This is a genomic window from Kitasatospora sp. NPDC088861 (assembly GCF_044750105.1).
Lineage (GTDB): Bacteria > Actinomycetota > Actinomycetes > Streptomycetales > Streptomycetaceae > Kitasatospora.
The window spans coordinates 89,605-114,517 of the sequence record NZ_JBIVJF010000017.1 but is presented as its reverse complement, the minus strand read 5'-3'; the positions used below and the strand labels follow the sequence as shown (position 1 = coordinate 114,517).

General features: G+C 72.9%; 18 protein-coding genes and 1 pseudogene. 14 read left to right on the top strand and 5 right to left on the bottom strand.

Features of this window, described 5'->3' with window-relative positions; all coding sequences use genetic code 11:
- Nucleotides 1-2 precede the first annotated feature (2 nt).
- Complete coding sequence (locus ACIP37_RS25530; RefSeq protein ID WP_400809813.1) at nt 3-1,367, bottom strand: APC family permease; 1,365 nt, start codon at nt 1,365-1,367, stop codon at nt 3-5.
- 87 nt (nt 1,368-1,454) lie between these two features.
- Here ACIP37_RS25530 and ACIP37_RS25525 point away from each other — a divergent pair, with 87 nt between their 5' ends.
- Both ACIP37_RS25525 and ppgK read left to right on the top strand, forming a co-directional pair.
- Nucleotides 1,455-2,429 carry a 4-hydroxy-3-methylbut-2-enyl diphosphate reductase gene (locus tag ACIP37_RS25525; protein WP_363585438.1) on the top strand — a complete coding sequence of 325 codons (975 nt, stop codon included), beginning with the start codon at nt 1,455-1,457 and terminating at the stop codon, nt 2,427-2,429.
- A gap of 156 nt (nt 2,430-2,585) precedes the next feature.
- Nucleotides 2,586-3,332: a polyphosphate--glucose phosphotransferase gene (gene ppgK, locus ACIP37_RS25520; protein ID WP_400809815.1), complete on the top strand. Its 747-nt coding sequence runs from the start codon at nt 2,586-2,588 to the stop codon at nt 3,330-3,332.
- 22 nt (nt 3,333-3,354) lie between these two features.
- Here ppgK and ACIP37_RS25515 read toward each other — a convergent pair whose 3' ends face one another.
- Nucleotides 3,355-3,990, bottom strand: coding sequence for a DUF6542 domain-containing protein (locus ACIP37_RS25515; protein ID WP_400809816.1), 636 nt, complete (start codon nt 3,988-3,990; stop codon nt 3,355-3,357).
- A 254-nt stretch (nt 3,991-4,244) separates the two neighbouring features.
- Between ACIP37_RS25515 and ychF the strand changes: the two genes are divergently transcribed.
- Nucleotides 4,245-5,318 (top strand): redox-regulated ATPase YchF, encoded by a 1,074-nt coding sequence (ychF, locus tag ACIP37_RS25510; protein WP_363621373.1) that lies wholly within the window; start codon nt 4,245-4,247, stop codon nt 5,316-5,318.
- Here ychF and ACIP37_RS25505 read toward each other — a convergent pair.
- The 3 genes and pseudogenes from ACIP37_RS25505 to ACIP37_RS25495 form a co-directional block, all read right to left on the bottom strand.
- Entirely contained in the window at nt 5,308-5,583 is a 276-nt protein-coding gene (locus tag ACIP37_RS25505; protein ID WP_363629568.1) for a type II toxin-antitoxin system Phd/YefM family antitoxin, read from the bottom strand. The two genes, ychF and ACIP37_RS25505, sit on opposite strands and share 11 nt — an antisense overlap.
- Nucleotides 5,584-5,641: 58 nt before the next feature.
- Entirely contained in the window at nt 5,642-6,307 is a 666-nt protein-coding gene (locus tag ACIP37_RS25500; RefSeq protein WP_400809819.1) for an HAD-IA family hydrolase, read from the bottom strand.
- Between the two features lie 57 nt (nt 6,308-6,364).
- A pseudogene (locus tag ACIP37_RS25495) lies at nt 6,365-7,512 on the bottom strand (dihydrofolate reductase family protein).
- Nucleotides 7,513-7,670: 158 nt separating this feature from the next.
- On the opposite strand from ACIP37_RS25495, the gene ACIP37_RS25490 reads away from it, so the two are divergent.
- From ACIP37_RS25490 to ACIP37_RS25440, 11 genes are all read left to right on the top strand, one after another.
- Entirely contained in the window at nt 7,671-8,489 is an 819-nt protein-coding gene (locus tag ACIP37_RS25490; RefSeq protein WP_363621405.1) for a methyltransferase domain-containing protein, read from the top strand.
- Nucleotides 8,490-8,709: 220 nt separating this feature from the next.
- Nucleotides 8,710-10,158, top strand: coding sequence for a DUF4190 domain-containing protein (locus tag ACIP37_RS25485; RefSeq protein ID WP_400809821.1), 1,449 nt, complete (start codon nt 8,710-8,712; stop codon nt 10,156-10,158).
- Between the two features lie 145 nt (nt 10,159-10,303).
- Nucleotides 10,304-10,492: an SPOR domain-containing protein gene (locus ACIP37_RS25480; protein ID WP_400809823.1), complete on the top strand. Its 189-nt coding sequence runs from the start codon at nt 10,304-10,306 to the stop codon at nt 10,490-10,492.
- A gap of 10 nt (nt 10,493-10,502) precedes the next feature.
- Nucleotides 10,503-10,919, top strand: coding sequence for an NUDIX domain-containing protein (locus ACIP37_RS25475; RefSeq protein ID WP_363585429.1), 417 nt, complete (start codon nt 10,503-10,505; stop codon nt 10,917-10,919).
- Between the two features lie 179 nt (nt 10,920-11,098).
- Nucleotides 11,099-13,852 carry a SpoIIE family protein phosphatase gene (locus ACIP37_RS25470; RefSeq protein WP_363585428.1) on the top strand — a complete coding sequence of 918 codons (2,754 nt, stop codon included), beginning with the start codon at nt 11,099-11,101 and terminating at the stop codon, nt 13,850-13,852.
- Nucleotides 13,853-14,106: 254 nt separating this feature from the next.
- Nucleotides 14,107-16,716, top strand: a complete 2,610-nt coding sequence (locus ACIP37_RS25465) for a SpoIIE family protein phosphatase (RefSeq protein ID WP_400844569.1) — start codon at nt 14,107-14,109, stop codon at nt 16,714-16,716.
- A 92-nt stretch (nt 16,717-16,808) separates the two neighbouring features.
- Complete coding sequence (locus tag ACIP37_RS25460) at nt 16,809-18,656, top strand: ABC transporter family substrate-binding protein (protein WP_400809828.1); 1,848 nt, start codon at nt 16,809-16,811, stop codon at nt 18,654-18,656.
- Between the two features lie 273 nt (nt 18,657-18,929).
- Nucleotides 18,930-20,834, top strand: coding sequence for a translational GTPase TypA (gene typA / locus ACIP37_RS25455; protein ID WP_063347962.1), 1,905 nt, complete (start codon nt 18,930-18,932; stop codon nt 20,832-20,834).
- A gap of 429 nt (nt 20,835-21,263) precedes the next feature.
- A complete protein-coding gene (locus ACIP37_RS25450) occupies nt 21,264-22,901 on the top strand; it encodes an ABC transporter substrate-binding protein (RefSeq protein WP_363372516.1) in 1,638 nt (545 codons plus the stop codon).
- A gap of 141 nt (nt 22,902-23,042) precedes the next feature.
- Nucleotides 23,043-23,969 carry an ABC transporter permease gene (locus ACIP37_RS25445; RefSeq protein ID WP_363372519.1) on the top strand — a complete coding sequence of 309 codons (927 nt, stop codon included), beginning with the start codon at nt 23,043-23,045 and terminating at the stop codon, nt 23,967-23,969.
- Nucleotides 23,962-24,906, top strand: coding sequence for an ABC transporter permease (locus ACIP37_RS25440; protein ID WP_363585426.1), 945 nt, complete (start codon nt 23,962-23,964; stop codon nt 24,904-24,906). Before ACIP37_RS25445 ends, ACIP37_RS25440 begins: the two co-directional genes overlap by 8 nt.
- The last annotated feature ends 7 nt before the right edge of the window (nt 24,907-24,913 follow it).

Sequence of the window (24,913 nt, the reverse complement as noted above, 5' to 3'; positions counted from 1 at the left end):
GGCTAGCGGCGCCCGCCGACAGGGCCGCCCGGAGCGGGGGAGCCCTGGACGCCCAGCACCACCAGCCCGACCGCCAGCCAGATCAGCCCGACGAGCTGCGCGGTCGTCGAGGCCTCGTAGACCACCGCCGCGATCACCACGATCCCCAGGGCCGGGACGAGCAGGTGCCGCACCCGGTCCCGGGAGCCGTGCCGCACCGTGTACCAGCCGATCACCGAGGCGTGCAGCAGCGCGAAGGCGGTCAGCGCGCCGACGTTGACCACCGAGGTCAGCTGGTCCAGCCCGTCGTCCCGGTCGGCCGCCCAGACCGCCGCGGCCATCGTGATCACCGCGGCCGCCAGCAGCGCCCGGCGCGGCACCGCGGTGGCCGGGTCGACCGTGCCGAGGACGCGCGGCAGCCGCCCCTCCCGGCCCATCGCGTAGACCAGCCGCCCGGCCGCCGCCTGCCCGGCCAGCGCCGCGAAGGCCGCGCCGATCGCCTTGCTGGCCGCCACCAGGACGTGCAGCCAGTGCCCGACCCCGCTCTCCACCGTGTCGTAGAAGGCCGAGCCCTGCGCCGCCGGGTCGGCCGCCAGCTGCTGCGGGCCCAGGGGTTCCAGCAGTGCCGCCAGGTAGGTCTGGGCGACGAACAGCACCCCGGCCAGTGCCAGGCACCAGAGCACGGCCCGGGCCACCGCCGCCGAGGCGCCGACCGCCTCCTCGACGAAGGTGGCGATCGCGTCGAAGCCCAGGTAGGAGAGCACCGCGACGGACACGGCCGAGATCACCGCGGTCAGCGAGAAGGCGCCGACGGCGGTGAACGGGGTGTCCCAGCCGCGCCGGGCGCCGCCCTGGAGCAGCGCCACCACGGCCGCGGCGACGAACACCGCCAGCACCGCGATCTCCAGGGCGAGCACCGCGAAACCGACCACGGCCGCCGTCCGTACGCCGATCAGGTTGAGCGCGGTGGTCAGCACCACCGCGAGCGCCGTCCAGACCCAGCGGGAGACCCCGGGCACCAGCGAGTTCAGCGCGATCCCGGAGAACAGGTAGGCGACCGCCGGGATCAGCAGGTAGTCGAGCATCGCCATCCAGCCGGCGATGAACCCGGGCCCCTCGCCCAGCCCGGCCCGCGCGTAGGCGAAAACCGAGCCGGTCTGCGGCACCGCGCGCACCATCTGGGCGTACGAGAAGGCGGTGAAGCCCATCGCGACGGTCGCGGCCAGGTAGACGGTGGCGACGGCGCCGTGGCTCCTGGCGTCCAGGACGCCGAACACGCCGACCGGCGCCATCGGGGCGATGAACAGCAGGCCGTAGACCATCAGGTCGCGGACGCTCAGGCTGCGGCGCAGGCCGCCCGGTTCCGTTTGCCCGTTCGCAGAGCTCATAGACACCACATTTGAGCACCGGCGACCGGGTCTGTCCGGAAAGCGCCTCCCGTCGGCGCGGCTCGGCGCCGCCCGTACGATGGAGCCATGTCCAACACCGCGCCGCGCCGTGTCCTGCTCGCCGCCCCCCGGGGCTACTGCGCGGGTGTAGACCGCGCCGTGATCGCCGTGGAGAAGGCCCTGGAGCAGTACGGGGCGCCCATCTACGTCCGCAAGCAGATCGTCCACAACAAGTACGTGGTGCAGACCCTGGAGAAGAAGGGCGCGATCTTCGTCGACGAGACGGAGGAGGTGCCCGAGGGCTCGATCGTGGTCTTCTCCGCGCACGGCGTCGCGCCGTCCGTCCACGACGAGGCGAAGGCCGGCCGGCTGGCCACCATCGACGCCACCTGCCCGCTGGTCACCAAGGTGCACAAGGAGGCCGTGCGCTTCGCCGACGAGGGCTTCGACATCCTGCTGGTGGGCCACGAGGGCCACGAGGAGGTCGTCGGGACGATGGGCGAGGCCCCGGACCGGATCCACCTGGTGGACGGCGCCGAGGACGTCGCCAACGTGCGGGTCCGGGACGAGTCCAGGGTCGTCTGGCTGTCCCAGACCACCCTGTCGGTGGACGAGACCATGGCCACCGTCGGCGAGCTGAAGAAGCGCTTCCCGGCGCTGGTCAGCCCGCCCAGCGACGACATCTGCTACGCCACCCAGAACCGCCAGGTCGCGGTCAAGCAGATGGCCCCCGAGACCGACCTGCTGATCGTGGTCGGCTCCAAGAACTCCTCCAACTCCGTCCGCCTGGTCGAGGTCGGCCTGGAGTACGGCGCCAAGGCCGCCCACCTGGTGGACTTCGCCGAGGAGCTCCAGGAGGCCTGGCTGGAGGGCGTCGGCACGGTCGGCCTGACCAGCGGCGCCTCCGTCCCGGAGATCCTGGTCGAGGGCGTGCTGGAGTGGCTGGCCGCGCGCGGCTACGACACGGTCGAGACGGTCAAGACCGCCGAGGAGCACCTGACCTTCTCGCTGCCCAAGGAGCTGCGCCGCGACCTGCGCGCCGAGGCGGCGGGCAAGCTGTAGGGCCGGTCCCGGGACCGCTCCCGGGTCCTTTCGCGCAGAGCCCGGCACCCCCTCGGGGTTGCCGGGTTTTCTGCTGTGCGTCCACCCGTGCCCTCTCGTAGTTTTGTGCACAGGCTGTGGACAAGCGGTCCGCGGCCCCGGCGGAGGGTGGACGTGATGGCGGCGGTATTCGGCGTGGACATCGGCGGTTCGGGCATCAAGGGCGCCCCGGTCGACCTCGCCCGGGGCGTGCTGGCCCAGGAGCGGTACAAGGTGCTCACCCCGCAGCCGTCCGCCCCCGAGGCCGTGGTCGGCGCCGTCCGCGAGGTGGTCCGCCAGTTCGACCACCAGGGCCCGGTCGGGCTCACCTTCCCCGGCGTGGTGGTCGGCGGCCGGACCAGAACCGCCGCCAACGTGGACAAGGGCTGGATCGGCCTGGACGCCGCGGGCCTGTTCCGCGAGGCGCTCGACCTGCCCGCGACCGTGCTCAACGACGCCGACGCGGCCGGGCTCGCCGAGACCGTGCACGGCGCCGGGCGCGACCAGTCGGGCGTGGTGCTGGTGCTCACCTTCGGCACCGGCATCGGCAGCGCGCTCTTCGTGGACGGCGTGCTGGTGCCCAACACCGAGCTGGGCCACCTGGAACTGCGCGGCAAGGACGCCGAGCGCCGGGCCTCCTCGGCCGCCAAGGAACGGCACGGGCTGACCTGGGAGCAGTGGGCCGGGCGGGTCGACGAGTACCTGGACCTGGTCGAGATGCTGTTCTCGCCGCAGCTGGTCGTGATCGGCGGCGGGGTGAGCCGCAAGCACGAGAAGTTCCTGCCGCTGCTGCGGGAGCGGGAGGCGCGGGTGGTGCCGGCCGAGCTGCGCAACGACGCGGGCATCGTCGGCGCCGCCATGGCGGCGGCCCGGGCGGCGGGCTGAGGCCGCCCGCCCGAGGCACCGCTCAGCGGGAGCGCTGGATCCGGCGCTGGGCCACGAACCGGGCGAGCACGATCAGCGCGGCCAGCCCGGTGCCGGAGAACAGCCAGCCGGCCCGCAGCGCCAGCCCGGTCGCCAACGCCACCACCTGGGCGGTGACGCCCGAGGAGGTGACCGGCCCGAGCAGCAGCAGCGCCAGCGCGAAGGCGATCGGCCCGCTGATCGGTGCGGCCAGCAGGTCGACGTAGCGCACCCGGACGGCCAGCTGGAAGCAGACGGCCAGGTAGCCGAGGCCGAACAGCCAGCCGAGGCCGTCGAACAGCAGCCGGTCCAGGCCCGCGACGGCGAGGGTCGCCAGCACGGCGGCCACGCCCGTGCCGATGGCGGTCAGCCGGGTCGGCCGTCCGGTCCGGCGCCGCCCGTACAGCGGGGCCTCGGCGCGTCCGCGCAGCGGCAGCCGCAACCGCAGCCTGGGGGTGACCGGGCGGGCGGTGGTGGCGGCGGGCGGCCCGGCTACCGGGCGTAGCCGGGCGGCGGGGGCGGCGGCGGGGGCTCCGGCGGTCTCGGGAGCCCGGCCGGGCCCGGGGACGGCGGCCCCGGCCGCGCCGTTCGGCGGTCGGCGTCTGGGCCCTGGCGGCTGGGTACGGATGCTCTGCTCCACCCGCCCAACGTACGGTCCGATCATCGCCACACTGTGTAATGGACCGTTCAGGTCTTGCCCCGTGTCTCCTGGCGGAGGGCTGATGTGATCGTCGTTCAGCGGCCTGACCTGTCCGGCCCAGCCGCCCGGGCGGCCGGCCGGAGTTCCTGGAGCCCCTCCCGGCGGCGACCGGGGCGTGAGGCGCTGCCCGTAGACTTGGGGGTCGGCCCGCACGGGGCCGACCCAACTCCTCCAAGCCCACGGGACTGCGCTTCATGTCGCTCACGATCGGAATCGTCGGCCTGCCGAACGTCGGCAAGTCGACCCTGTTCAACGCCCTGACCAAGAACGACGTGCTGGCGGCCAACTACCCGTTCGCCACCATCGAGCCGAACGTCGGCGTCGTCGGCGTCCCGGACACGCGGCTGGCCAAGCTCGCCGAGATCTTCGGCTCCCAGCGGATCCTCCCGGCCACCGTCGACTTCGTCGACATCGCCGGCATCGTGCGCGGCGCCAGCGAGGGCGAGGGACTGGGCAACAAGTTCCTCGCCAACATCCGCGAGTCGGACGCGATCTGCCAGGTCGTGCGCGCCTTCACCGACCCGGACGTGGTGCACGTGGACGGCAAGGTGTCGCCCAAGGACGACATCGAGACCATCCACACCGAGCTGATCCTGGCCGACCTCCAGACCGTCGAGAAGGTCCTGCCGCGGCTCCAGAAGGAGGCGCGCCTGAAGAAGGAGACCGCCCCCGTGCTGGCCGCCGCCGAGGCCGCGCAGGCGGTCCTGGAGACCGGCAAGACCCTCTTCGAGGCCGGCTTCGACACCACCCCGATCCGCGACCTCCACCTGCTGACCGCGAAGCCCTTCCTCTACGTCTTCAACGTGGACGAGGCCGAGCTGGCCGACGAGGACTTCAAGAACGTCCAGCGCGAGCTGGTCGCCCCGGCCGAGGCGATCTTCCTCAACGCCAAGATCGAGTCCGAGCTGATCGAGCTCGACGACGCCGAGGCCCTGGAGCTGCTCCAGTCGATGGGCCAGGAGGAGCCCGGCCTCGCCACCCTCGCCCGGGTCGGCTTCGACACCCTCGGCCTGCAGACCTACCTCACCGCAGGCCCCAAGGAGACCCGCGCCTGGACCATCAAGAAGGGCGCCACCGCCCCCGAGGCCGCCGGAGTCATCCACACCGACTTCCAGAAGGGCTTCATCAAGGCCGAGGTGATCTCCTTCGCCGACCTGGTCGAGACCGGCTCCATCGCCGAGGCCCGCTCCAAGGGCAAGGCCCGCATCGAGGGCAAGGAATACATCATGCAGGACGGCGACGTGGTGGAGTTCCGCTTCAACGTGTAGCCGTCTGCTTGCCGCGAGTTGACCGGTTGGTCGAATGTGCGGACCGGAAGGGGCCGGGCTCTGTCGAGCCCGGCCCCTTCCGTGTCACCGTGCGGCTGCGCAGCAGGTAGGCGGTCTCCTTGAGGGGCTGGTGGTCCTCCAGTGAGACTGTGACCACCGGTTCGTGTCCGGCGCGAGTGATCACGACCTCCTCGCGGTCGTCCGTGACCGCGTTCAGCACCTCGGCGTAGTGCGCGCGGGAGTCCGAGTAGGTCGTCGTCTTCATGGCTCGACTCCTACGTCTGACTCGTGCGGTGACAAGGGTGACCGGGTCGCCGCCCCGGTCAGGGGCGGACGGTGACGGTCAGGGTGCCGTCCGGTGCGGTGGTCACGGTGACGTCGTCGAGGGTGTCGGCGTGGGCGTCCGGCCGGTGGGCGGCGGCGCGGGGGCCGATGCCGACGACGCGGATGCCGGCGGCGCGGGCGGCCGTGATGCCGGCGTCGGAGTCCTCGAAGGCGAGGCAGTCGGCGGGGGCGAAGCCGAGGGCGGCGGCGCCCTTGAGGAAGCCCTCCGGGTCGGGCTTGCTGGCGCCGACGGACTCGGCGGTCACCAGGACGGGCGGCATCGGCAGGCCGGCGGCGCCCATCCGGACCCGGGCGAGCGGTTCGTCGGCGGAGGTGACCAGGGCGTGCGGCAGGCCGTCCAGGGCGGCGAGGAAGGTGCCCGCGCCGGGGATCGGGACGACGCCGTCGGTGTCGGCGCGCTCGGCGGCGAGCATCCGCCGGTTGTCGGCGAGGTTGAGTTCCACCGGGCGGTCGGGCAGCAGTTCGGCCATCGTCGCGTGGCCCTGGCGGCCGTGGGCGACGGCCAGCACGGCGACGGGGTCGAGTCCGTGCTGCTCGGCCCAGCGGTGCCAGCAGCGCTCCACCACGGCGTCGGAGTTGACCAGGGTGCCGTCCATGTCCAGGAGGAGGGCGCGAGCGGTCAGCTGGAGGGGTGTGGCGGGCATGGGGCTGCTCCTCGGGCAAGGAAGGACGAGCTCTTTGTTCCCTGATGATACAAAAGATCAGCCGAGCAGGTGGGCGTTGACCGCGCGGGCCGCCTCGGCGAGCTCCGGCAGCTCCACCACCTCGACCCCGGCCGCCGCCAGCAGGGCCGTGCCCTGGCAGTCGGTGACGAACAGGTCCGGCTCGCGCCAGGCCACCACCACCCGCGGCACGCCCGCCGCGATCAGCAGCCGGGCGCACGGCGCCGGCCGCGAGGCGCGCTGTCCGCACGGTTCGAGCGAGCTGTAGACGGTCGCCCCGCGCAGCCGCGGGTCGCCGGTCGGCAGCTTGCCGAGGGCCGCCTCCTCGGCGTGGTCGTGCGCGTCGCCCTCCCGGCTGTAGCCCTCCGCCAGCACCTCGCCGTCGGCGCCGACGATCACCGCGCCGACCGAGAAGGCCGTCGCGGACGGCGGGCAGCGGCGGGAGAGTTCGACGGCCCGGCGCAGGTGGTCGAGGTCGGCGGTCACGGGACGGACTCCGGTCACGGGGCGGGCTCCTTCGGGGCGTACCTGAGCAGGACGACGTCGTCCACCGTACGTGCCTCCAGCAGGCGCATCCGCCGGGCCGGGCCACCCGGGAACGCGGCCGGGCGGACGAACCGCGGCGCCTCGGCCTGGCCGACCAGCAGCGGGGCGACCGCCAGTTGGAGCTCGTCCGCCAGGCCCTGGGCCAGGAACTGGGTGTGCACGCCGCCGCCGCCCTCGACCATCAGCCGGCGCACCCCGCGCGCGCCCAGGTCGTCCAGCACCGCGCCGAGGTCCACCGCGCCGCCGAGCGCGACCACCTCGGCCAGCCCGTCCAGGCGGGGCCGCAGCACGGTCGCGCCGGCGTCCGTGGTGTAGGCGAGCCGGGCGCCGCCGGTGTGCCAGAAGCGCAGGTCGGCGTCGAGCGCGCCGCTCGCGCTGAGCGTCACCTTCAGCGGGTACTCGGCGCGGCCGTCCGCGAGCCGGGCGGCCCGGCGTGCGGGGTCGTTGACCAGCAGGCGCGGATTGTCGGCGCGCAGCGTGTTGCCGCCGACCAGGACGGCGTCGGCGGCCGCGCGTTCGGCGTCGACCCGGTCGAAGTCGGCCCGGTTGGAGAGCAGCAGGCGGTCGGGGGAGGCGTCGTCGAGGTGGCCGTCGAGGGACATCGCGGCGCTCAGCAGGACGAAGGGGCGCTGGCCGGGCATGGGCGGGGGGACCGTTCTCTCGGGTGCGCCCCACGGTACGGCCGCCGGGGGTGGCGCGGTCGCAGGGTGATCGACAGGTGAGACGAATCTTCTCGGAATGCGGAATGTCCACTAGCGTCGAAGGCGTCGCGGAAACCGACCACTCCCCAGGGGACACCATGACCGGACAGCAGCCCGCCACCGTCTACACCCACGGCTACCAGGAGGCCGTGCTGCGCTCGCACCGCTCCCGGACGGCGGCCGACTCGGCCGCCTACCTGCTGCCCGAACTGCGCCCCGGGCAGGCGCTGCTGGACATCGGCTGCGGGCCCGGCACGATCACCGCCGACCTGGCCGAGCTGGTCGGCCCGGGCGGTCGCGTGGTGGCCGTGGACACCTCCGCCGAGGTGCTGGAGCAGGCCGCCGCGTACGTGGCCGGCCGGGGCCTGTCCAACGTCGTGTTCGAGGTCGCCGATGTCCACGAACTGCCCTATCGAGAGGGCGAGTTCGACGTGGTGCACGCTCACCAGGTGTTGCAGCACGTGGCCGACCCGGTGGCCGCGCTGCGCGAGATGCGCCGGGTCGCGGCGCCGGGCGGTGTGGTCGCGGCCCGGGACGTCGACTACGCGTCGATGACCTGGTTCCCCGAGGCGCCCGCGCTGGACCGCTGGCTGGAGCTGTACGAGCGGATCGCCCGCGCCAACGGCGGTGAGCCGGACGCCGGGCGGCGGCTGCTGTCCTGGGCGCGGGCGGCGGGCTTCACCGACATCGCCGCGACCGCCACCACCTGGACGTACGCGACGCCCGAGCAGCGCGCCTGGTGGGGCGGGATGTGGGCGGACCGGGTGACCGGCTCCGCCATCGGCCGGACGGCGGTGGAGCGGGGCTTCGCGGACCAGGCCGAACTGGCGCGCATCGCGGCCGGCTGGCAGGAGTGGAGCGCCGCCGGGGACGGCTGGTTCTCCATGCTGCACGGCGAGATCCTGGCGCGCGGCTGACCGGGGGCCGGGCCGGCGACGGGCCGAGGGCGAGGCCGGGCGGCGGGATGGGCGGCGGGGCGGGCGAAACGGTCGCGCGGGCGTTCGGAAAGATCGGGTAAAGTCGCGCGTCCGCTCGTACCGGGGCCGTTCGGGCCCGTCCGGCCCGTTGCTGGAGGGGGCGAGCCGACGAGTCGAGCTGCCGAGTCGATGCCCGTACCGGCGGGCCGGGGGAGTCCACGTGTCCAAGCCTGCGTCCGAACCGCCCGCGCCGGGGCCGGAGTCGCCCGCGGCCGATCCCCGCACACCGGCCCACGGGGCCGCGCCGGCGAAGCGGGCCGAGCGGGCGGGGCAGTCGGAGCGGGCGGACCAGCCGGAGCAGCAGGCGCAGGCCGGGCAGCCCGAGCCGGTCGCGGTACCCGGACAGCCCGGCCCCGCCGCCCCGTCCGCGCCCGCCCCGCCCGTGCCGCCCCTCCCGCCCGCGCCCGCCAACCCGTGGGCCGCGCCCCTGCCGTCGCAGTCCCGGTCGCAGGCCCCGCCGCAGGCCCCGCCGCAGCCCCCGCCCCCGCCGCTGCCCGCCGGCGGCTGGGCGTCGGTGCCGCCCGCCGCGCAGTCCGGCCTCCAGCCCGGCTTCCCCTACCCCCGGCCCGCCCCCGTCACCAACGGCTTCGCGGTCGCCGCCCTGGTGACCGGCCTGGTCGTGGCGGCGCCGGTGGCCCTGGTGTTCGGCATCATCGCGCTGGTCCAGATCAACCGCCGCAAGGAGCGCGGCTTCGGCATGGCGGTGACCGGGCTGGTGCTCGGCGTGGTCGGCACGGTGCTGCTGTCGCTCGTCGTGTCCGGTTCGACCTTCGAGTCCCCCGATGGCGGCCGGTTCGGCCAGTCCACGAAGGCTCCGGCCGGGTCCGTCCCGTGGGCCGCGCTGAAGTCCGGGGACTGCTACAACACCCCCGACAACGGCAGCCGGGCCGACCCCGAGGGCGGCGACGAGACGCTCTACTGGGTCCGCCGGGTGCCGTGCTCGGCCCCGCACCACGGCGAGGTGGCCGGCACCGCCCGGATCCCGGCGGGCGACGGCCCGTCCTACCCGGGCGAGGCGACGGTCCGCCTGCGGGCCGCCGAACTGTGCCGCACGGTGCTCGACGACTACGCCCTCGACCAGTGGGCGATCCCGGACGGCATGGACGACGTCTACCTCTACCCGACCCGGGGCAACTGGAGGTCCGGTGACCGCTACGTCACCTGCGCGTTCGAGGACCGCGACGGCGAGCACCTGGGGACGGTCCGCACCGACCGGGGCAGCCTGAACCCCGCCCAGCTGGCCTACCTGGAGGCCGTCCGGGGCTTCAACGACGCCTACGCGGAGCAGCCGAGCAAGGGCTTCGCGGACGCGTCGTCCGAGTACCGGACCTGGGCCCGGCGGATGTCCACCGCCTCCCACGCGGAGGCCGCGGCGCTGAACAAGGCGTCGGCGGCGTGGCCGGCCGAGGTCAAGCCGGCGGTCCGCAAGCTGGCCGCGGCCCAGGAGGCGGCCGCCACCGCCTGGGACGCGGCGGCCTCCGGCGACGACCTGGAGGGCGACGTCCGGCGGGCCCGGGCGCTGGTGACCAAGTCGGTGCCGCTCAGCATCGAGATCCGGCGCGGGCTCGGCCTGTCCACCGGCGAGCAGGTGCCCGACCTCCAGGTCTGAGCTGCCGACGGGTCCGGGCCGCCGGGCGCGGCCGGGTTACCCGCCGTTAACCGCACCCGTACCTGCCGGTAGCGAGCCGCCCGTAGCGTCGTGGGGGCGGATCCCCGGCCCGACCCCCACGCAGGCCGGGGATACGCTCCCCGCCATGAGCGCCTTTCGGGTGATGCGGCAGGACGACAACGGCAACCGCTTCCTGGTCGCGGCCGGGCTCGACCGCGTCGCGGCGGAGCGGCTGGCGGTCGAGTTCGAGGCCCGCGGCCACAAGCAGCTGTACTGGGTCGAGGCCGAGGCCGAGGCCGCCGCTGCGGACGGCGCGGGGCCGGACAGGACCTAAGGTCGGGCCCATGGACAAGGCGAGCGAGAACCCCGTCGAACCCCGGATCGTCGTCGGCGGCGCCCTCATCCACGGGGGCCGGGTGCTCGCCGCCCGGCGCAGCGCGCCCGCGGCGGTGGCTGGGCGCTGGGAGTTCCCGGGCGGGAAGGCCGAACCCGGCGAGACCGAGGCGCAGGCGCTGGAGCGGGAGCTGCTGGAGGAGCTGGGCGTCCGGGCGCGGGCGCTGGAGCGGCTGCCGGGCGCGTGGAGCGTCCGGCCGGGTCTGGAGCTGCGCTTCTGGGCGGCCGAGCTGCTGGCCGGCGACCCCCGTCCGCTGGAGGACCACGACGAGCTGCGCTGGCTCGGTCCGGCCGAGCTGGACAGCGTCGACTGGATCGAGCACGACCGCGACGTCCTGCCGCACGTCGCCCGGTTGCTCCATGCATAGGGCGGCCTGAGCCGGTGTGCGACGCGCGGGGTACGGGGTAGGTCAATCAGACAAGACGACCCGGCGGCCGGGATAGCCTGGGTTCTGCTGGGTATGTCACTTTTCGGCACTATTCGTCACCATCGGTGAGCCGTCCCAGCCGGCGACGCCGATCCCGACCAGAGCCGGAGGCCCCGTCGGTGTCGAGTACCGGGAACGGCGGCGGAGGAGCACCGCGGACAGGCGCCGCGGGGAGCGCAGCCGCCCGCGCCCGGCTGCGCCGGGGCGCCCGGCCCGCCGCCCCGCAGCCACCGGCCGGCCGCCGTCGGCGGGACGCCGCCGATGCCCCCGAAGCCCCGCGGCCCGACCAGCCGGCGCCGACCCTGGCCGTCCCCGTCTCCGACCCGGGCCCCCAGCCCGGCCTGCGCAGCCGGCCCGCCCGGCCGTTCCCCGGTGGGCCGTCCGACGCCCCGTACGGCCCCGGCGGGCCGGCCGAGGGCAGCCTGCTCGACATGCTGAAGGTCGCCATCGCGATCCTGGACACCGCGGGCCGGGTGGTGCTCTGGAGCCCGGCCGCCGAGGAACTGCTCGGCTGGCCGAACGAGCTGCTGGTCGGCCGCCGGATCGACGAGCTGATCCCCGACCAGGAGCAGGTCGGCCGGATCCGGGCCGCGATCCAGGACACCCTGCGCCACGGCCGCTGGGCCGGCAACGCCGAACTGCGCGACCGGGACGGCGTGCCGATCGCGGTGGACGCCAGGATCTCCCTCCTGGTGGACGGCGACGGCACCCCGTTCCTCCAGGTCAACATGGCCGAGGCGGCCGCCGTCCGGGCCGTCGAGCGCGACCTCGCCGTCCGTGACGCGCTGTTCGAGCAGTCCCCGCTGGGCATCGCGATCATGGACACCGAGCTGCGCTACACCGCTGTCAACCAGACCCTGGCCGAGATGAACGGCGTCGCCCTGGCGGACCACGTCGGCCGGACCACCGGCGAGACCCTGCCCGAGCGGGCCGCCGACGAGGTCACCGCGATCCAGCGCCAGGTGCTGGCCACCGGCGAGCCGGTCATCGACGTCACCCTCGCCTCCCCGGTCACCGCCCGCTCCGGCTACCGCTCGATCTCCTACAGCCGGATGACCGACCGCTCCGGCCGGGTGCTCGGCATCTCCGGCACCGTGATGGACGTGACCGAGCGCTACCGAGCCGTCGCCAAGGTCGAGCACGCCCGGCGCCGGCTCTCGCTGCTCAACGAGTTCGGCTCCCGGGTCGGCGACCTGCTCGACGCCGCCCGGATCGCCCAGGAGCTCGCCAGCTCCGTCGTCCCCCGGCTCACCGACCACTCCGCGGTGATCCTGCTGCAGGCCGTCGCGCACGGTGACGACCTGCCCCGGCACGGCCACGACCGCCGCACCTCGCTGCTCCAGCTCGGCACCGCCTCCGTCCAGGACGGCCCCGAGGTCGAGGTGATGCTCCGCCGCGGCGCCCGGATCACGTTCGCCGAGGACTCCGCCTGCGGCCGGGTGCTGCGCACCGGCGTCCCCGAACTGCTCTCCGGCGCGGACCAGCTCGACGACGTGACGTACCCCGGCGACCCGAAGACGCAGGCCGCCCACGACCTGGGCGTGCACTCCATGCTGGTCGTCCCGCTGCGCGCCCGCGGCATCGTGATCGGTCTGCTGCTGGTCAGCCGGGGCGGCTACCGGGAGGGCTTCGACCGGGACGACCTGGCCTTCACCGTCGAGCTGGCCGACCGGGCCGGCAGCTCGCTGGACAACGCCCGGCTGTACGCCCGCGAGCGCACCGCCGCGCTCACCCTCCAGCGCACCCTGCTCCCGCAGCAGGTCCCGCAGCCCACCGGCGTCGAGGTCGCCTACCGGTACGTGCCCGGCAGCAGCGGCGCCGAGGTCGGCGGCGACTGGTTCGACGTCATCCCGCTGCCCGGCGACCGCACCGCGCTGGTGGTCGGCGACGTGATGGGCCACGGCCTGCGGGCCGCCGCCACCATGGGCCGGCTGCGCACCGCCGTCCGGGTGCTGGCCGCCCTCGACCTGCCGCCGGACGTCCTGCTGCGGCACGTCCACGAGCTGGCCGACGACCTGGCCCAGGGCCCGGACGAGGCGCTGCTCGCCACCTGCGTCTACGCGGTGTTCGACCCGGGGACGGCCAGACTGACCGTCGCCAAGGCCGGGCACATCCCGCCCGTCCTGGTGGTGCCGGGCGAGGAGGGCGGGGAGCCGACCCGGACCGGCGGCCCGCTGCGCGGCGGCGCCGGCCGGATCCTCGACCTGCCCTCCGGTGCCCCGCTCGGCGTCGGCGGCGTCCCGTTCGAATCCGTCGAGCTGAAGATCCCCGAGGGCAGCCTGCTCGCCCTCTGCACCGACGGCCTGGTCGAGTCCCGGGACAAGGACCTCGACGTCGGCCTCGGCCGGCTGGTCACCGTGCTCCAGGAGCCGCACGCCTCCATCCAGGCTGCCTGCGAGGCCGTGCTCGACACCATGGAGCAGGGCCGCGAGCCGGACGACGTCGCGCTGCTGCTGGCCCGGCTCGGCCACGGCCAGGCCGGTACCCCGACGGCCGGCTGGACCCTGCCCGCCGAGCCCACCGCCGTCTCCCGGGCCCGTCGGCTGGTCCGCTCCACGCTCGCCGAGTGGGGCGTCGAGGAGCTCACCGACACTGCGGAGCTGCTGGTCAGCGAGCTGGTCACGAACGCCGTCCGGTACGCCAGCGCCCCCATCGGCGTGCGGCTGACGCTCGGCGAGACGCTGCTGGTCGAGATCTCCGACCCGCTGCCCGAGCCGCCCCGGGAGCGGCACGCGGCCGAGGCCGACGAGGGCGGCCGGGGCCTGGAACTGGTCCGCCGCCTGGCGCTGCACTGGGGTGCCCGGGCCGAGGGCATCGGCAAGGTGGTCTGGTTCGAGCAGGCGCTGCCGGGTAGTGAGCCCGAGGAGTCATAGGGAGCGCAGCGGGTCGGGGGCGCGAGCCCGAGCGGGGGCGAGGAGGGCGGGACCGCATATGCCAGCAGGTGGCCGGGGGGAGCGCGCAGCCCGGAAGGGGGCGCGGACGTGGCATTGTGGTTGCGCGGGCGGTAGGACAAAAACCTTCGCCCGATCTGATGTTGTGATGTTGAGGGCGTGTGAACGTACCCCTCGATGATGAATACTCGGTCTTCTCGACATCCGGACGGTCGCGGGTTGGAGGGGTCGGTCCGTTGAACAGCACCCCGGCGCGGAACGCGCCGAGCAGCAGCGGTCATGCTGTCGTGCCCGGGCAGGCCGGTTCACCGCACCTGCCCGCGCCGGCGGACCCGCCCGGCGCCGGCCCCGTGGGCCTCGGTCACCACCCCGGGGCCGCGGACCAGCCGTGGGGCGCGGGCGGCCCCGGGTCGATCTACGACTACATCCGGGTCGCCACCTTCACCATCGGCCCCGACGGCCGGATCAGCCAGTGGAGCGAGCGCGCCGCCGAGTTCTTCGGCGTCCCCGCCCCCGACGCCGTCGGCGCCGACCCGATCACCACCTTCGTCCCCCGCGAGCTCTGGCAGCGCGGACGCGCCCGGCTGGAACGCGCCCTGGCCGGCGAGGAGTGGGTCGGCACCACCCCCTACCGGGACGCCGTCGGCGGCGAGGGCCTCGCCGAGCTCTACCTGATGCCCGACAGCGCCCTGCCCACCGCCGGCGCCACCTGCCTGGCCGTCGACCTCGGGCGGCTGCGCCGGGTCGAGACCGACCTCGCCGCCTCCGAGGCCGTCTTCGGGCAGACGCCCACCGGCTTCATCCTGTTCGACAACCGGCTGCGCCTCCAGCGGGTCAACGACGCCTTCGCCTCCGGCATGGGCCTGGCCCCCACCGACCTCGAAGGCCTCACCCCGCACGACCTCTTCCCGCCGTCCGAGGCCGACCGCCTCACCGCCGCCCTGCGCAAGGTCCTCGCCACCGGCGAGCCCGTCTTCGACCTGCGTTTCCACGGCGCCGTCCCCACCCGCGAGGGCAACCGGCTCTGGGCCGTCTCGCTGTACCGCCTCAACGGCGCGGCCGGACAGCCGATCGGCGTCGCCGGGCAGGTCTCCGACGTCACCAGCCGGCACGTCGCCGAGCGCGAGGCCGACGGCGTCCGCCGCAACCTCGCCCTGCTCAACGAGGCCAGCGCGCACATCGGCTCCACCCTCGACCTGGAGACCACCGCCAAGGAACTGCTCGACGTCGTCGTCCCGCCGTTCTGCGACCTCGCCACCGTCGACCTGTACACCGCGCTGCTCTCCGGCGAGACCGTGCCCAGCGCCGGCCGGCTCGGCGACACCGTGCTCACCGACGGCAGCGGCGAACTGCGCCGGGTCGCCGTCTCCAGCGTCATCGGCGGCGCCTCCTCGGTACTCGGCTCGGTCACCGGCCTGCCCATCGCCGAGGCCGGCGGCACCCTCTGTTACCCGCGACGCTCCCCGCACGCCCGGGCGCTGCGCACCGGCCGCAGCGTCGTCCCCGAGCCCGGGCCCGACCCGCTGCTGCGCTCCACCCTGATCGTCCCGCTGGTCGCCCGCGACCAGGTGCTCGGCCTCGTCCAGCTCTCCCGCGCGATCGGCAGCGAGCCCTTCGACGCCCGCGACGTCGCCATCGCCGAGGAACTCGTCGCCCGCGCCGCCGTCTGCATCGACAACGCCCGGCTCTACCGCCGCGAGCACGAGCGCGCCCTGATCCTCCAGCGCAGCCTGCTGCCCCCGGGCAACCCGGCCGCCAGCGGCCTGGAGATCGCCTGCCGCTACCTGCCCAGCAACAACAACACCGAGGTCGGCGGAGACTGGTTCGACGTCATCCCGCTGCCCGGCAACCGCACCGCCCTGGTCATCGGCGACGTGATGGGGCGCGGCCTGCGCGCCGCCGTCGCCATGGGCCAGCTGCGCACCGCCGTCCGCACCCTCGCCATGCTCGACCTGGAGCCCGGCGAGGTGCTCACCGCCCTCGACGAGATCGCCCGCGGCCTCGGCGGCGACACCGTGCCGGCCGGCCCGCCCACCCCGTACGGCCGGCTCACCTCCGCCGCCGACGAGGAGGCCCGCGAGGTCTACCTGGCCACCTGCGTCTACGCGGTCTACGACGCCGTCACCCGGCGCTGCTGGATCGCCAACGCCGGCCACCTGCCGCCCGTCCTGCTCAGCCCCGGCGAGCCCGCCCGGATGCTCGACGTCCCGCCCGGCCTGCCGCTCGGCGTCGGCGGCGAGCCCTTCGAGGAGGTCGAGCTGACCCTCCCGGACGGCGCCATCCTCGGCCTCTACACGGATGGCCTGGTGGAGAGCCGCAAGCACCAGCTGGACGAGGGCCTGCGCGGCTTCCGCACCGCGCTGTCGGCCAAGGGCAAGGGCCTCGAAGAGCTCTGCGAGCACGTCCTCGGCGAGCTCAACCCGCACCACGGCGAGGACGACATCGCCCTGCTGATGGCCAAGGTGCACGCCTTCCCCGAGGACGCCGTCGGCAACTGGTTCCTGCCGCCCGAGCCCACCTCCGTCGCCAAGGCCCGCGAGCTGGCCTGCAGCTGGCTGCTGACCCGCGGCCTGGAGGAGCTCGTGGACACCACCGAGCTGCTGGTCAGCGAACTGGTCACCAACGCGCTCAAGCACGGCCGGGGCGAGATCCGGCTGCGGCTGCTGCGCGATCGCGGCCTGGTCTGCGAGGTCTGGGACGACGGCTACGCCCAGCCCCGGCAGCGGCGCGCCCAGGAGACCGACGAGGGCGGGCGCGGCCTGCAACTGGTCAGCCTGCTGGCCGAGCGCTGGGGCAGCCGGCGGACGCCCAAGGGCAAGATCGTCTGGTTCGAGCTGGGCCTCTAGTCCGGTCGCGGTTCGGCCGTCCGGGTGCAGTCGGCGGGCGGTTCGCCGTGTCGGCCCGGGCCCGGGCGCCCGGACGGCGTTCCATGGCCGCCATGCGCGTCCGCCAGCTCACCTCCGCAGCCGTCGCGCTGCTGCTCGCCGCCGGCCTCGGCGGCTGCTCCGACGGCCCGGATCCGGCCCGTACCCCCGACCCCGCGCCGGCCTCGGCCGACCCCACCTCCGGCACCGGGGACGTCCGGGCCGCGGACCGCACCGCCGTCCGGGGCGGCGGCAGGCTGCGCTGGGCCGTGGACGGCGTCCCGGCCACGCTCAACGTCTACCAGGGTGACGCGACCGCCGACTCGGCACTGCTCGCGCACGCCCTCTACCCCTCGCTGTTCCGGCCCGACGGGCACGGCCGGCTCGTCCCCGACCCGGACTACCTGGCCGGCGCCGAGTCCACCCCGCCCGGGCAGCAGCCGCAGGTCGTCACCTACCGGCTCAACCCGCGCGCGGTCTGGAGCGACGGCACCCCGCTCACGGCCGCCGACCTGACCGCCCAGCGGGCCGCCCTCTCCGGCCTCGACCCGACCTACCAGGGCGGACGCCCGGCCGGGTACGACGCCATCGACGCGATCGCCCAGGGCGCCGACCCGCACGAAGTCCGGGTGACCTTCCGGCGCCCGTACGCCGAATGGCGCTCGCTGTTCGGCCCGCTCTACCCGGCGGCCGAGACGGCCACCCCGGCCGCGTTCAACCGGGCGCTGACCGGCGGAGAGCACCTGAGCGCCGGGCCGTACACCGTCTCCGGGTACGACCCCGCGGGCGGGCAGGTCGTCCTCGCCCGCAACCCGCGGTGGTGGGGGGACCAGCCGAAGACCGACCGGATCGAGTTCATCGCCGCGCCGCCGGAGGGCCGGCTGGACGCGCTCGACCAGAACCGGCTGGACATCGCCCCGCTCACCGCGGCGGTGGACCAGGCGGTGCCCGCGCCCGCCCCGGCCGCCTCCGCCACGCCCACCGCCTCCGCCACACCGACCGCCACCCCGGGCGCCTCCGATACGCCGACCGCCGAGGCGGCGCCCCCGCCCGCCGCACCCGAGGCCGCGGCGCTGGCCCTGCGGCGGGCCGAGGGACTGCACGGCGTCATCGTGCACCGGGCCGTCGGCGCCTCGCTCACCCAGCTCACCCTCAACTCCGCCCACGGCCCGCTCGCCGACCCGGCCCTGCGGCTCGCCCTGACCCGCGCCGTCGACCGGCGGCGGATCGCCGACGCCGCGCTCACCCCGCTCGGCCTGCCCGGCGCCCCGCTGGGCAGCCACCTGCTCGCCGGCGACCAGGACGGCTACCGCGACAACAGTGCGGCCGCCGGCCCGGCCGACGCCGCCCGGCTGTTCGACGAGGCGGGCTGGAAGCGGCCCGACACCGGCGGCACCCGCACCAAGGACGACAAGGAGCTCACCCTCACCCTGCTCGTCCCGGCCGGCTCCGCGACCGCCAAGCGGACCGCCGACGCGCTCACCGCCGACCTCGGCGAGTCCGGTGTCGAGGTGAAGGCCGTGACCGCGTCCGCCGACACCTTCGTCCAGGACCAGCTGGCCGCCGGGGAGTACGACCTCGCCCTGTTCTCCTGGCCCGCCGGCACCAGCCCGGCGAGCGAGCAGCGGCCCGTCTACGCCAAGCCCCGGCCCGACGCCGACGGCACCCTCGACCCCGGCAGCAACTACGCCCGCAGCGGAACCGAGGAGATCGACCGGCTCTTCGACCGCGCCACCGCCGAGCTCGACCCGGCCGCCCGGCTCCGCCTGCTCCAGGAGGCGGACGTGCGGATCTGGCAGCTCGGCCACTCGGTGCCGCTCTACCAGCGGCCCGAGCTGGTCGGCGTCCGGGCGGGCGTCGCGGGCGCCGGGGTCTGGGGGTACGGCTGGCCGCGCTTCCAGGACGTGGGGTGGAGCGCTTGAGCCCGTTCCCCGGGCCCGCCGGAGCCGGTCGGGGAGCGAACAGCGGGTGACGAACGGGTGGCCTGCCTGTGATCTTGATCCCGCCCGACCTGCCCGTTTCTGCTCACCTGGGCGCTTCCCCGTACGATAGGAGGAAGCCGGGGCATGTCCGTTGCCACGGCGGGTGGACCGGTAGTAGCAGGCGGAACGGGCGGCGGCGATCCAGCAGGGATCGCTGGTCGGCGTCTCGCGGCCGGGCGCCGTAACCCACGATTCCAGGAGAATCAGCTAGGCATGCCCACGCGCAACGACATCCGCAACGTCGCTATCGTCGCCCACGTCGACCACGGCAAGACCACTCTGGTCGACGCCATGCTGAAGCAGGCCGGCGCCTTCGCCGCCCACCAGCACCTGGACGACCGGATGATGGACTCCAACGACCTGGAGCGCGAGAAGGGCATCACCATTCTCGCGAAGAACACCGCCGTCAAGTACCACCCGAAGGATGGTGGCGCGCCCATCACCATCAACATCATCGACACCCCGGGCCACGCCGACTTCGGTGGCGAGGTCGAGCGCGGTCTGTCGATGGTGGACGCGGTCGTCCTGCTGGTCGACGCCTCCGAAGGCCCGCTGCCGCAGACGCGCTTCGTACTCCGCAAGGCGCTCACCGCCCGGCTGCCCGTCATCCTCTGCATCAACAAGACGGACCGCCCGGACTCCCGGATCGACGAGGTCATCAACGAGACCTACGACCTGTTCCTGGACCTGGACGCCGACGAGGACCAGATCGAGTTCCCGATCGTCTACGCCTGTGCCCGTGACGGCGTCGCCTCGCTGACCAAGCCGGAGAACGGCACCGTCCCGGCCGACAGCACCAGCCTGGAGCCGTTCTTCTCCACCCTGCTGGAGCACGTCCCGGCCCCGACGTACGAGGCTGACGCGCCGCTCCAGGCCCACGTCACCAACCTCGACGCCGACAACTTCCTCGGCCGCATCGCGCTGCTGCGCGTCGAGCAGGGCGAGCTGCGCAAGGGCCAGACCGTGGCCTGGATCAAGCGCGACGGCACCATCTCCAGCGTCCGCATCTCCGAGCTGCTGATGACCGAGGCGCTCACCCGCAAGCCGGCCGAGGTGGCGGGCCCGGGTGACATCTGCGCCGTCGCCGGCATCTCCGAGATCATGATCGGCGAAACCCTCGCCGACCCGGAGAACCCGATCGCGCTGCCGCTGATCACGGTGGACGAGCCGGCCATCTCGATGACCATCGGCACCAACACCTCGCCGCTGGTCGGCCGTGGCGGCAGCGGCAAGGGCGCGGACGCGAAGTCCAGCGGCAAGGTGGACCGCAAGGTCACCGCCCGCCAGGTGAAGGACCGCCTGGACCGTGAGCTGATCGGTAACGTCTCGCTGCGCGTCCTGGAGACCGAGCGCCCGGACGCCTGGGAGGTGCAGGGCCGCGGTGAGCTGGCGCTGGCCATCCTGATCGAGACCATGCGCCGCGAGGGCTTCGAGCTGACCGTCGGCAAGCCGCAGGTCGTCACCAAGCAGGTCAACGGCAAGACCCACGAGCCGGTCGAGCGCCTCACGGTGGACGTGCCGGAGGAGCACATGGGCGCGGTCACGCAGCTCATGGGCGTCCGCAAGGGCCGGATGGACAACATGTCCAACCACGGCTCGGGCTGGGTCCGGATGGAGTTCGTCGTCCCGTCCCGCGGTCTGATCGGCTTCCGGACCGAGTTCCTCACCAGCACCCGCGGCACCGGCATCGCGCACTCGATCCACGAGGGCCACGAGCCGTGGTTCGGCACCCTGACCACCCGCAACAACGGTTCGCTGGTCGCCGACCGGTCCGGCGTGGTCACCGCCTTCGCGATGACCAACCTCCAGGAGCGCGGCGTGCTCTTCTGCGAGCCGGGCACCGAGGTGTACGAGGGCATGATCGTCGGCGAGAACTCGCGCGCCGACGACATGGACGTCAACATCACCAAGGAGAAGAAGCTCACCAACATGCGTTCCTCGAACGCAGACGTGGCCGAGTCGATCGTCCCGCCGCGCAAGCTCTCGCTGGAGCAGTCGCTGGAGTTCTGCCGCGAGGACGAGTGCATCGAGGTGACCCCGGAGACGGTTCGCATCCGTAAGGTCGTCCTCGACGCGAAGGACCGAGGCCGCACCGCCTCGCGCGCCAAGAAGGCGTGATCCGGACGGCTTGACCGGCCTTTGGCCGGAATGCTTCGCCCCCCTTTCCCATGGAGAGGGGGGCGAACTTTTTCAACTACTCCAAGTTGTCGACGGGCGTATTAACGGAATAGCGCTCATCACTCCCAGGTGTCCGCTGAGCGAACGTGACAGTTCGTCATTCATGACGACTGTCCGTTTGGTGCCTGTCTGGCTATGTCTCTTATGTCCGGTTTTCGAAACTTACCGACTGTTCATGTGACCTAATTGAGATCGTCACTGGTCACTTTCGTGTCCGTGCGTGACGGATAGTGGGTGCAGTCAGGCTCGGGTCAAGGGTGACGCGCAGGGGTGCGCGCCGAAACCACGAGCGCGGACGGCACAGCGGGCCAGGTAACACCCGTCCGCAGTGCCCTCCTCGTTGCAACGTCGAATTCAGGAGGCACACCGATGCGTGGTGGGAGCCAGGCCAAGTGGGTTGTCGCAGCTGTTGCGGTCGCCCTCGCCGCGACTGCTTGTAGCAGTGGCGGTTCCACCGGTGGGAGCAGCTCCGATGGCGCTGCGGTCAACGCCCAGGGCGTGTTCAGCTACCAGAGCGGCGAGCCGCAGCGTCCGCTGCAGCCGGCCAACGCCATGGAGAACCAGGGCGGCCGCATCGTCAAGCAGCTCTTCCAGGGCCTCGTCGACTACGACCCCGCCACTGGCGCCCTGCGTAACCAGGTGGCCGACAAGATCGAGACCACTGACGCCAAGAACTACACCGTCACGCTGAAGTCCGGTTGGACCTTCCACGACGGCACCCCGGTGACGGCCAAGTCCTTCGTGGACTCCTGGAACTGGTCGGCGAACACCAAGAACAACCAGATCAACTCGGACTGGTTCTCCGACATCGTCGGCTACGACGCCGTTCACCCGGAGAAGGGTGACCCGACCGCCGACACCATGTCCGGTCTGAAGGTCGTCGACGACACGCACTTCACCATCGAGCTGAGCAGCCCGGTCTCGTACTTCACGTACAAGCTCGGCTACTCGGCCTTCTACCCGCTGCCGACCGGGTTCTTCTCCGACCCGGCGGGCTACGGCCAGAAGCCGGTCGGCAACGGCCCGTACAAGTTCGTGTCGTGGGAGCACAACAAGGCCATCACCCTGGCCGCCTTCGACAAGTACGCGGGCACGAACAAGGCCAAGAACGGCGGCATCGTCTTCCGGAACTACACCGCCGGTGAGGCCGCGTACAAGGACCTGATGTCGGACACCCTCGACGTCCTGGACCAGGTCGACTCGACCGACCTGCCCAAGTACAAGGACGACCTGGGCAAGCGCGCGGTCGACCAGCCGCAGGGCGCCATCCAGAACATCTCCTTCGCGCTGTACAACGCCGACTGGAACGCGCCGGAGAAGGCCAAGGTCCGCCAGGGCCTGTCGATGGCCATCGACCGCGACACCATCACCAAGACCGTGCTGAACGGCACGCGTCAGCCCGCCGACGGCTTCGTGGCGCCCGGCGTCATGGGCTACAAGGCCGGCGCCTGCGGCGACGCCTGCAAGTACGACCCGGCCAAGGCCAAGCAGCTGATCGCCGAGGGCAACGGCGTGCCCGGCAACAAGATCACCATCCTCTACAACTCCGATGGTGGTCACAAGGAGTGGGTCGACGCGGTCTGCAACTCGATCCGCCAGGCCACCGGCGTCGAGTGCCTCGGTGACCCGAAGCCGGACTTCAAGACCTCGCGCGACATCGTGACCAAGCGTCAGGTGTCGAGCATGATGCGTACCGGCTGGGTGCAGGACTACCCGCTGAACGCCAACTTCCTGCGCGACGTCTACGGCACCGGTGCGGCGGCGAACGACGCCGGCTACTCCAGCCCGGAGTTCGACAAGCTCTCGAAGGAGGCCGACGCGGCCACCACGGTGGAGAAGACCACCGAGCTCTACCAGCAGGCCGAGGCCGTCCTGGCCAAGGACATGCCGGCCATCCCGCTCTGGTACTACAAGACCAGCTCCGGCTGGTCCAACAACGTCCAGAACGTGAAGTTCGACTCCTTCGGCAACCCGGTCTACACCGACGTCGAGGTCAAGAAGAAGTAATCGGTCGGCACCGCCTGACCCGGTGACAACGGCCGGTGCCCGTCCCATCCCCACAAGGGCGAGGACTGGCACCGGCCGTTGGCACGCCGACTTATCTCTGGCCGGGATGACGGGCCCGGCAGAGTCATACATGGAGGCACGATGGGGCGCTTTGTCGCAAGGCGACTGCTCCAGATGATCCCGGTCTTCCTCGGAACGACCGCGCTCATCTTTTTCATGGTGCACGCGCTGCCGGGTGACCCGGTGGCCGCGATGTGGGGCGACAAGGCGCCGGACCCGGCCCAGCTCGCCGCTCTGAGGCACCAGATGGGCTTCGACAAGCCGCTGGTCCAGCAGTACCTCGACTACATGGGGAAGCTGCTCACCGGTGACTTCGGAACCACCCTGGACCAGCGGCCGGTGCTCGACGTGATCACCGATGCGCTGCCGGTCACCACCCGGCTGGCGCTGTTCGCGTTCGCCATCGAGATCGTGCTCGGCGTTACCATCGGCCTCTTCGCCGGTCTGCGCCGCGGCAAGGCGTTCGACAAGAGCACCCTGGTCCTGACCCTGCTGCTGATCTCGATCCCGGTTCCGGTGCTGGGCTTCATCTTCCAGACGGTCTTCGGGCAGAACCTGAAGTGGGTCACGCCGACCGTCCAGGACAGCAACGACATCACCCAGCTGGTGTTGCCGGCGTTCGTGCTCGGCTCGCTGTCGCTGGCGTACGTGGCGCGTCTCACCCGTACCTCCATAGCCGAGAACATCAAGGCCGACTACGTCCGCACCGCGGTGGCCAAGGGCCTGCCCCGGCGCAAGGTGATCGGCACCCACCTGCTCCGCAACTCGATGATCCCGGTGGTCACCTTCCTCGGCACCGACCTGGGCGCCCTGATGGGTGGCGCGATCGTGACCGAGGGCATCTTCAACGTCAAGGGCATCGGCAACGCGCTCTACGCGGCGATCAACCACAAGGAGGGCCCGACGGTCGCCGGCTTCGTGGCCTTCCTGGTGCTCGTATACCTGGCCGCCGGCCTGATCGTCGACCTGCTTTACGCGGTCCTGGACCCGAGGATCCGTTATGCCTGACCTGACCGAGAAGAAGACGGCCGAGGAGATCCCGGCCCAGCGTGGCGCCGACACCCCGGCGGCCAAGCCCGAGAAGGCCCGCAGCCTCGGCTCCGACGCCTGGCACGACCTGCGCCGCAAGCCGATCTTCGTGATCTCCGCGCTGCTGATCCTGCTGCTGATCGTCATCGCGATCGCCCCCGGGCTGTTCACCTCGGCGGACCCGCGCGCCGGCGACCTGCGCGCGCACTACCTGACGAAGCCGAACTACAGCCACTTCTTCCAGGCGGACTGGTTCGGCTACGACCTCCAGGGCCGCAGTATCTACGCCCGGGTGATCTACGGCGCCCGCGCCTCGGTCGTCGTCGGCATCTGCGTCACGGCGGGTGTGACCATCCTCGGTGGCATCACCGGCATGCTGGCCGGCTACTTCGGTGGCTGGGTCGACACGATCATCTCCCGGGTCACCGACATCTTCTTCGGCATCCCGCTGCTGCTCGGCGCCCTGGTCATCCTCAACGCCTTCACCTCGCGCACCATCTGGAGCGTGGTCTTCGCGCTGGTCTCCCTGGGCTGGACCCAGATGACCCGTGTCATGCGCGGTTCGGTCATCACGGTCAAGCAGGCCGACTTCGTGACGGCCGCCAAGGCGCTCGGCGCAGGCACCAGCCGGATCCTGTGGAAGCACATCCTGCCGAACGCGGTCGCCCCGGTGATCGTCGTCGCCACCATCGCGCTCGGCGGCTACATCGCCACCGAGGCGACGCTGAGCTTCCTCGGCATCGGTCTGCAGGACCCGACCATCTCCTGGGGCATCGACATCAACACCGCCCAGAAGGTGATCCGGACCGCCCCGTTCGCCCTGTTCTTCCCCGCCGGAATGCTGAGCCTCACGGTTCTGGCCTTCATCATGCTCGGCGACGCGGTGCGCGACGCCCTCGACCCGAAGCTCCGCTGAGAGAAGA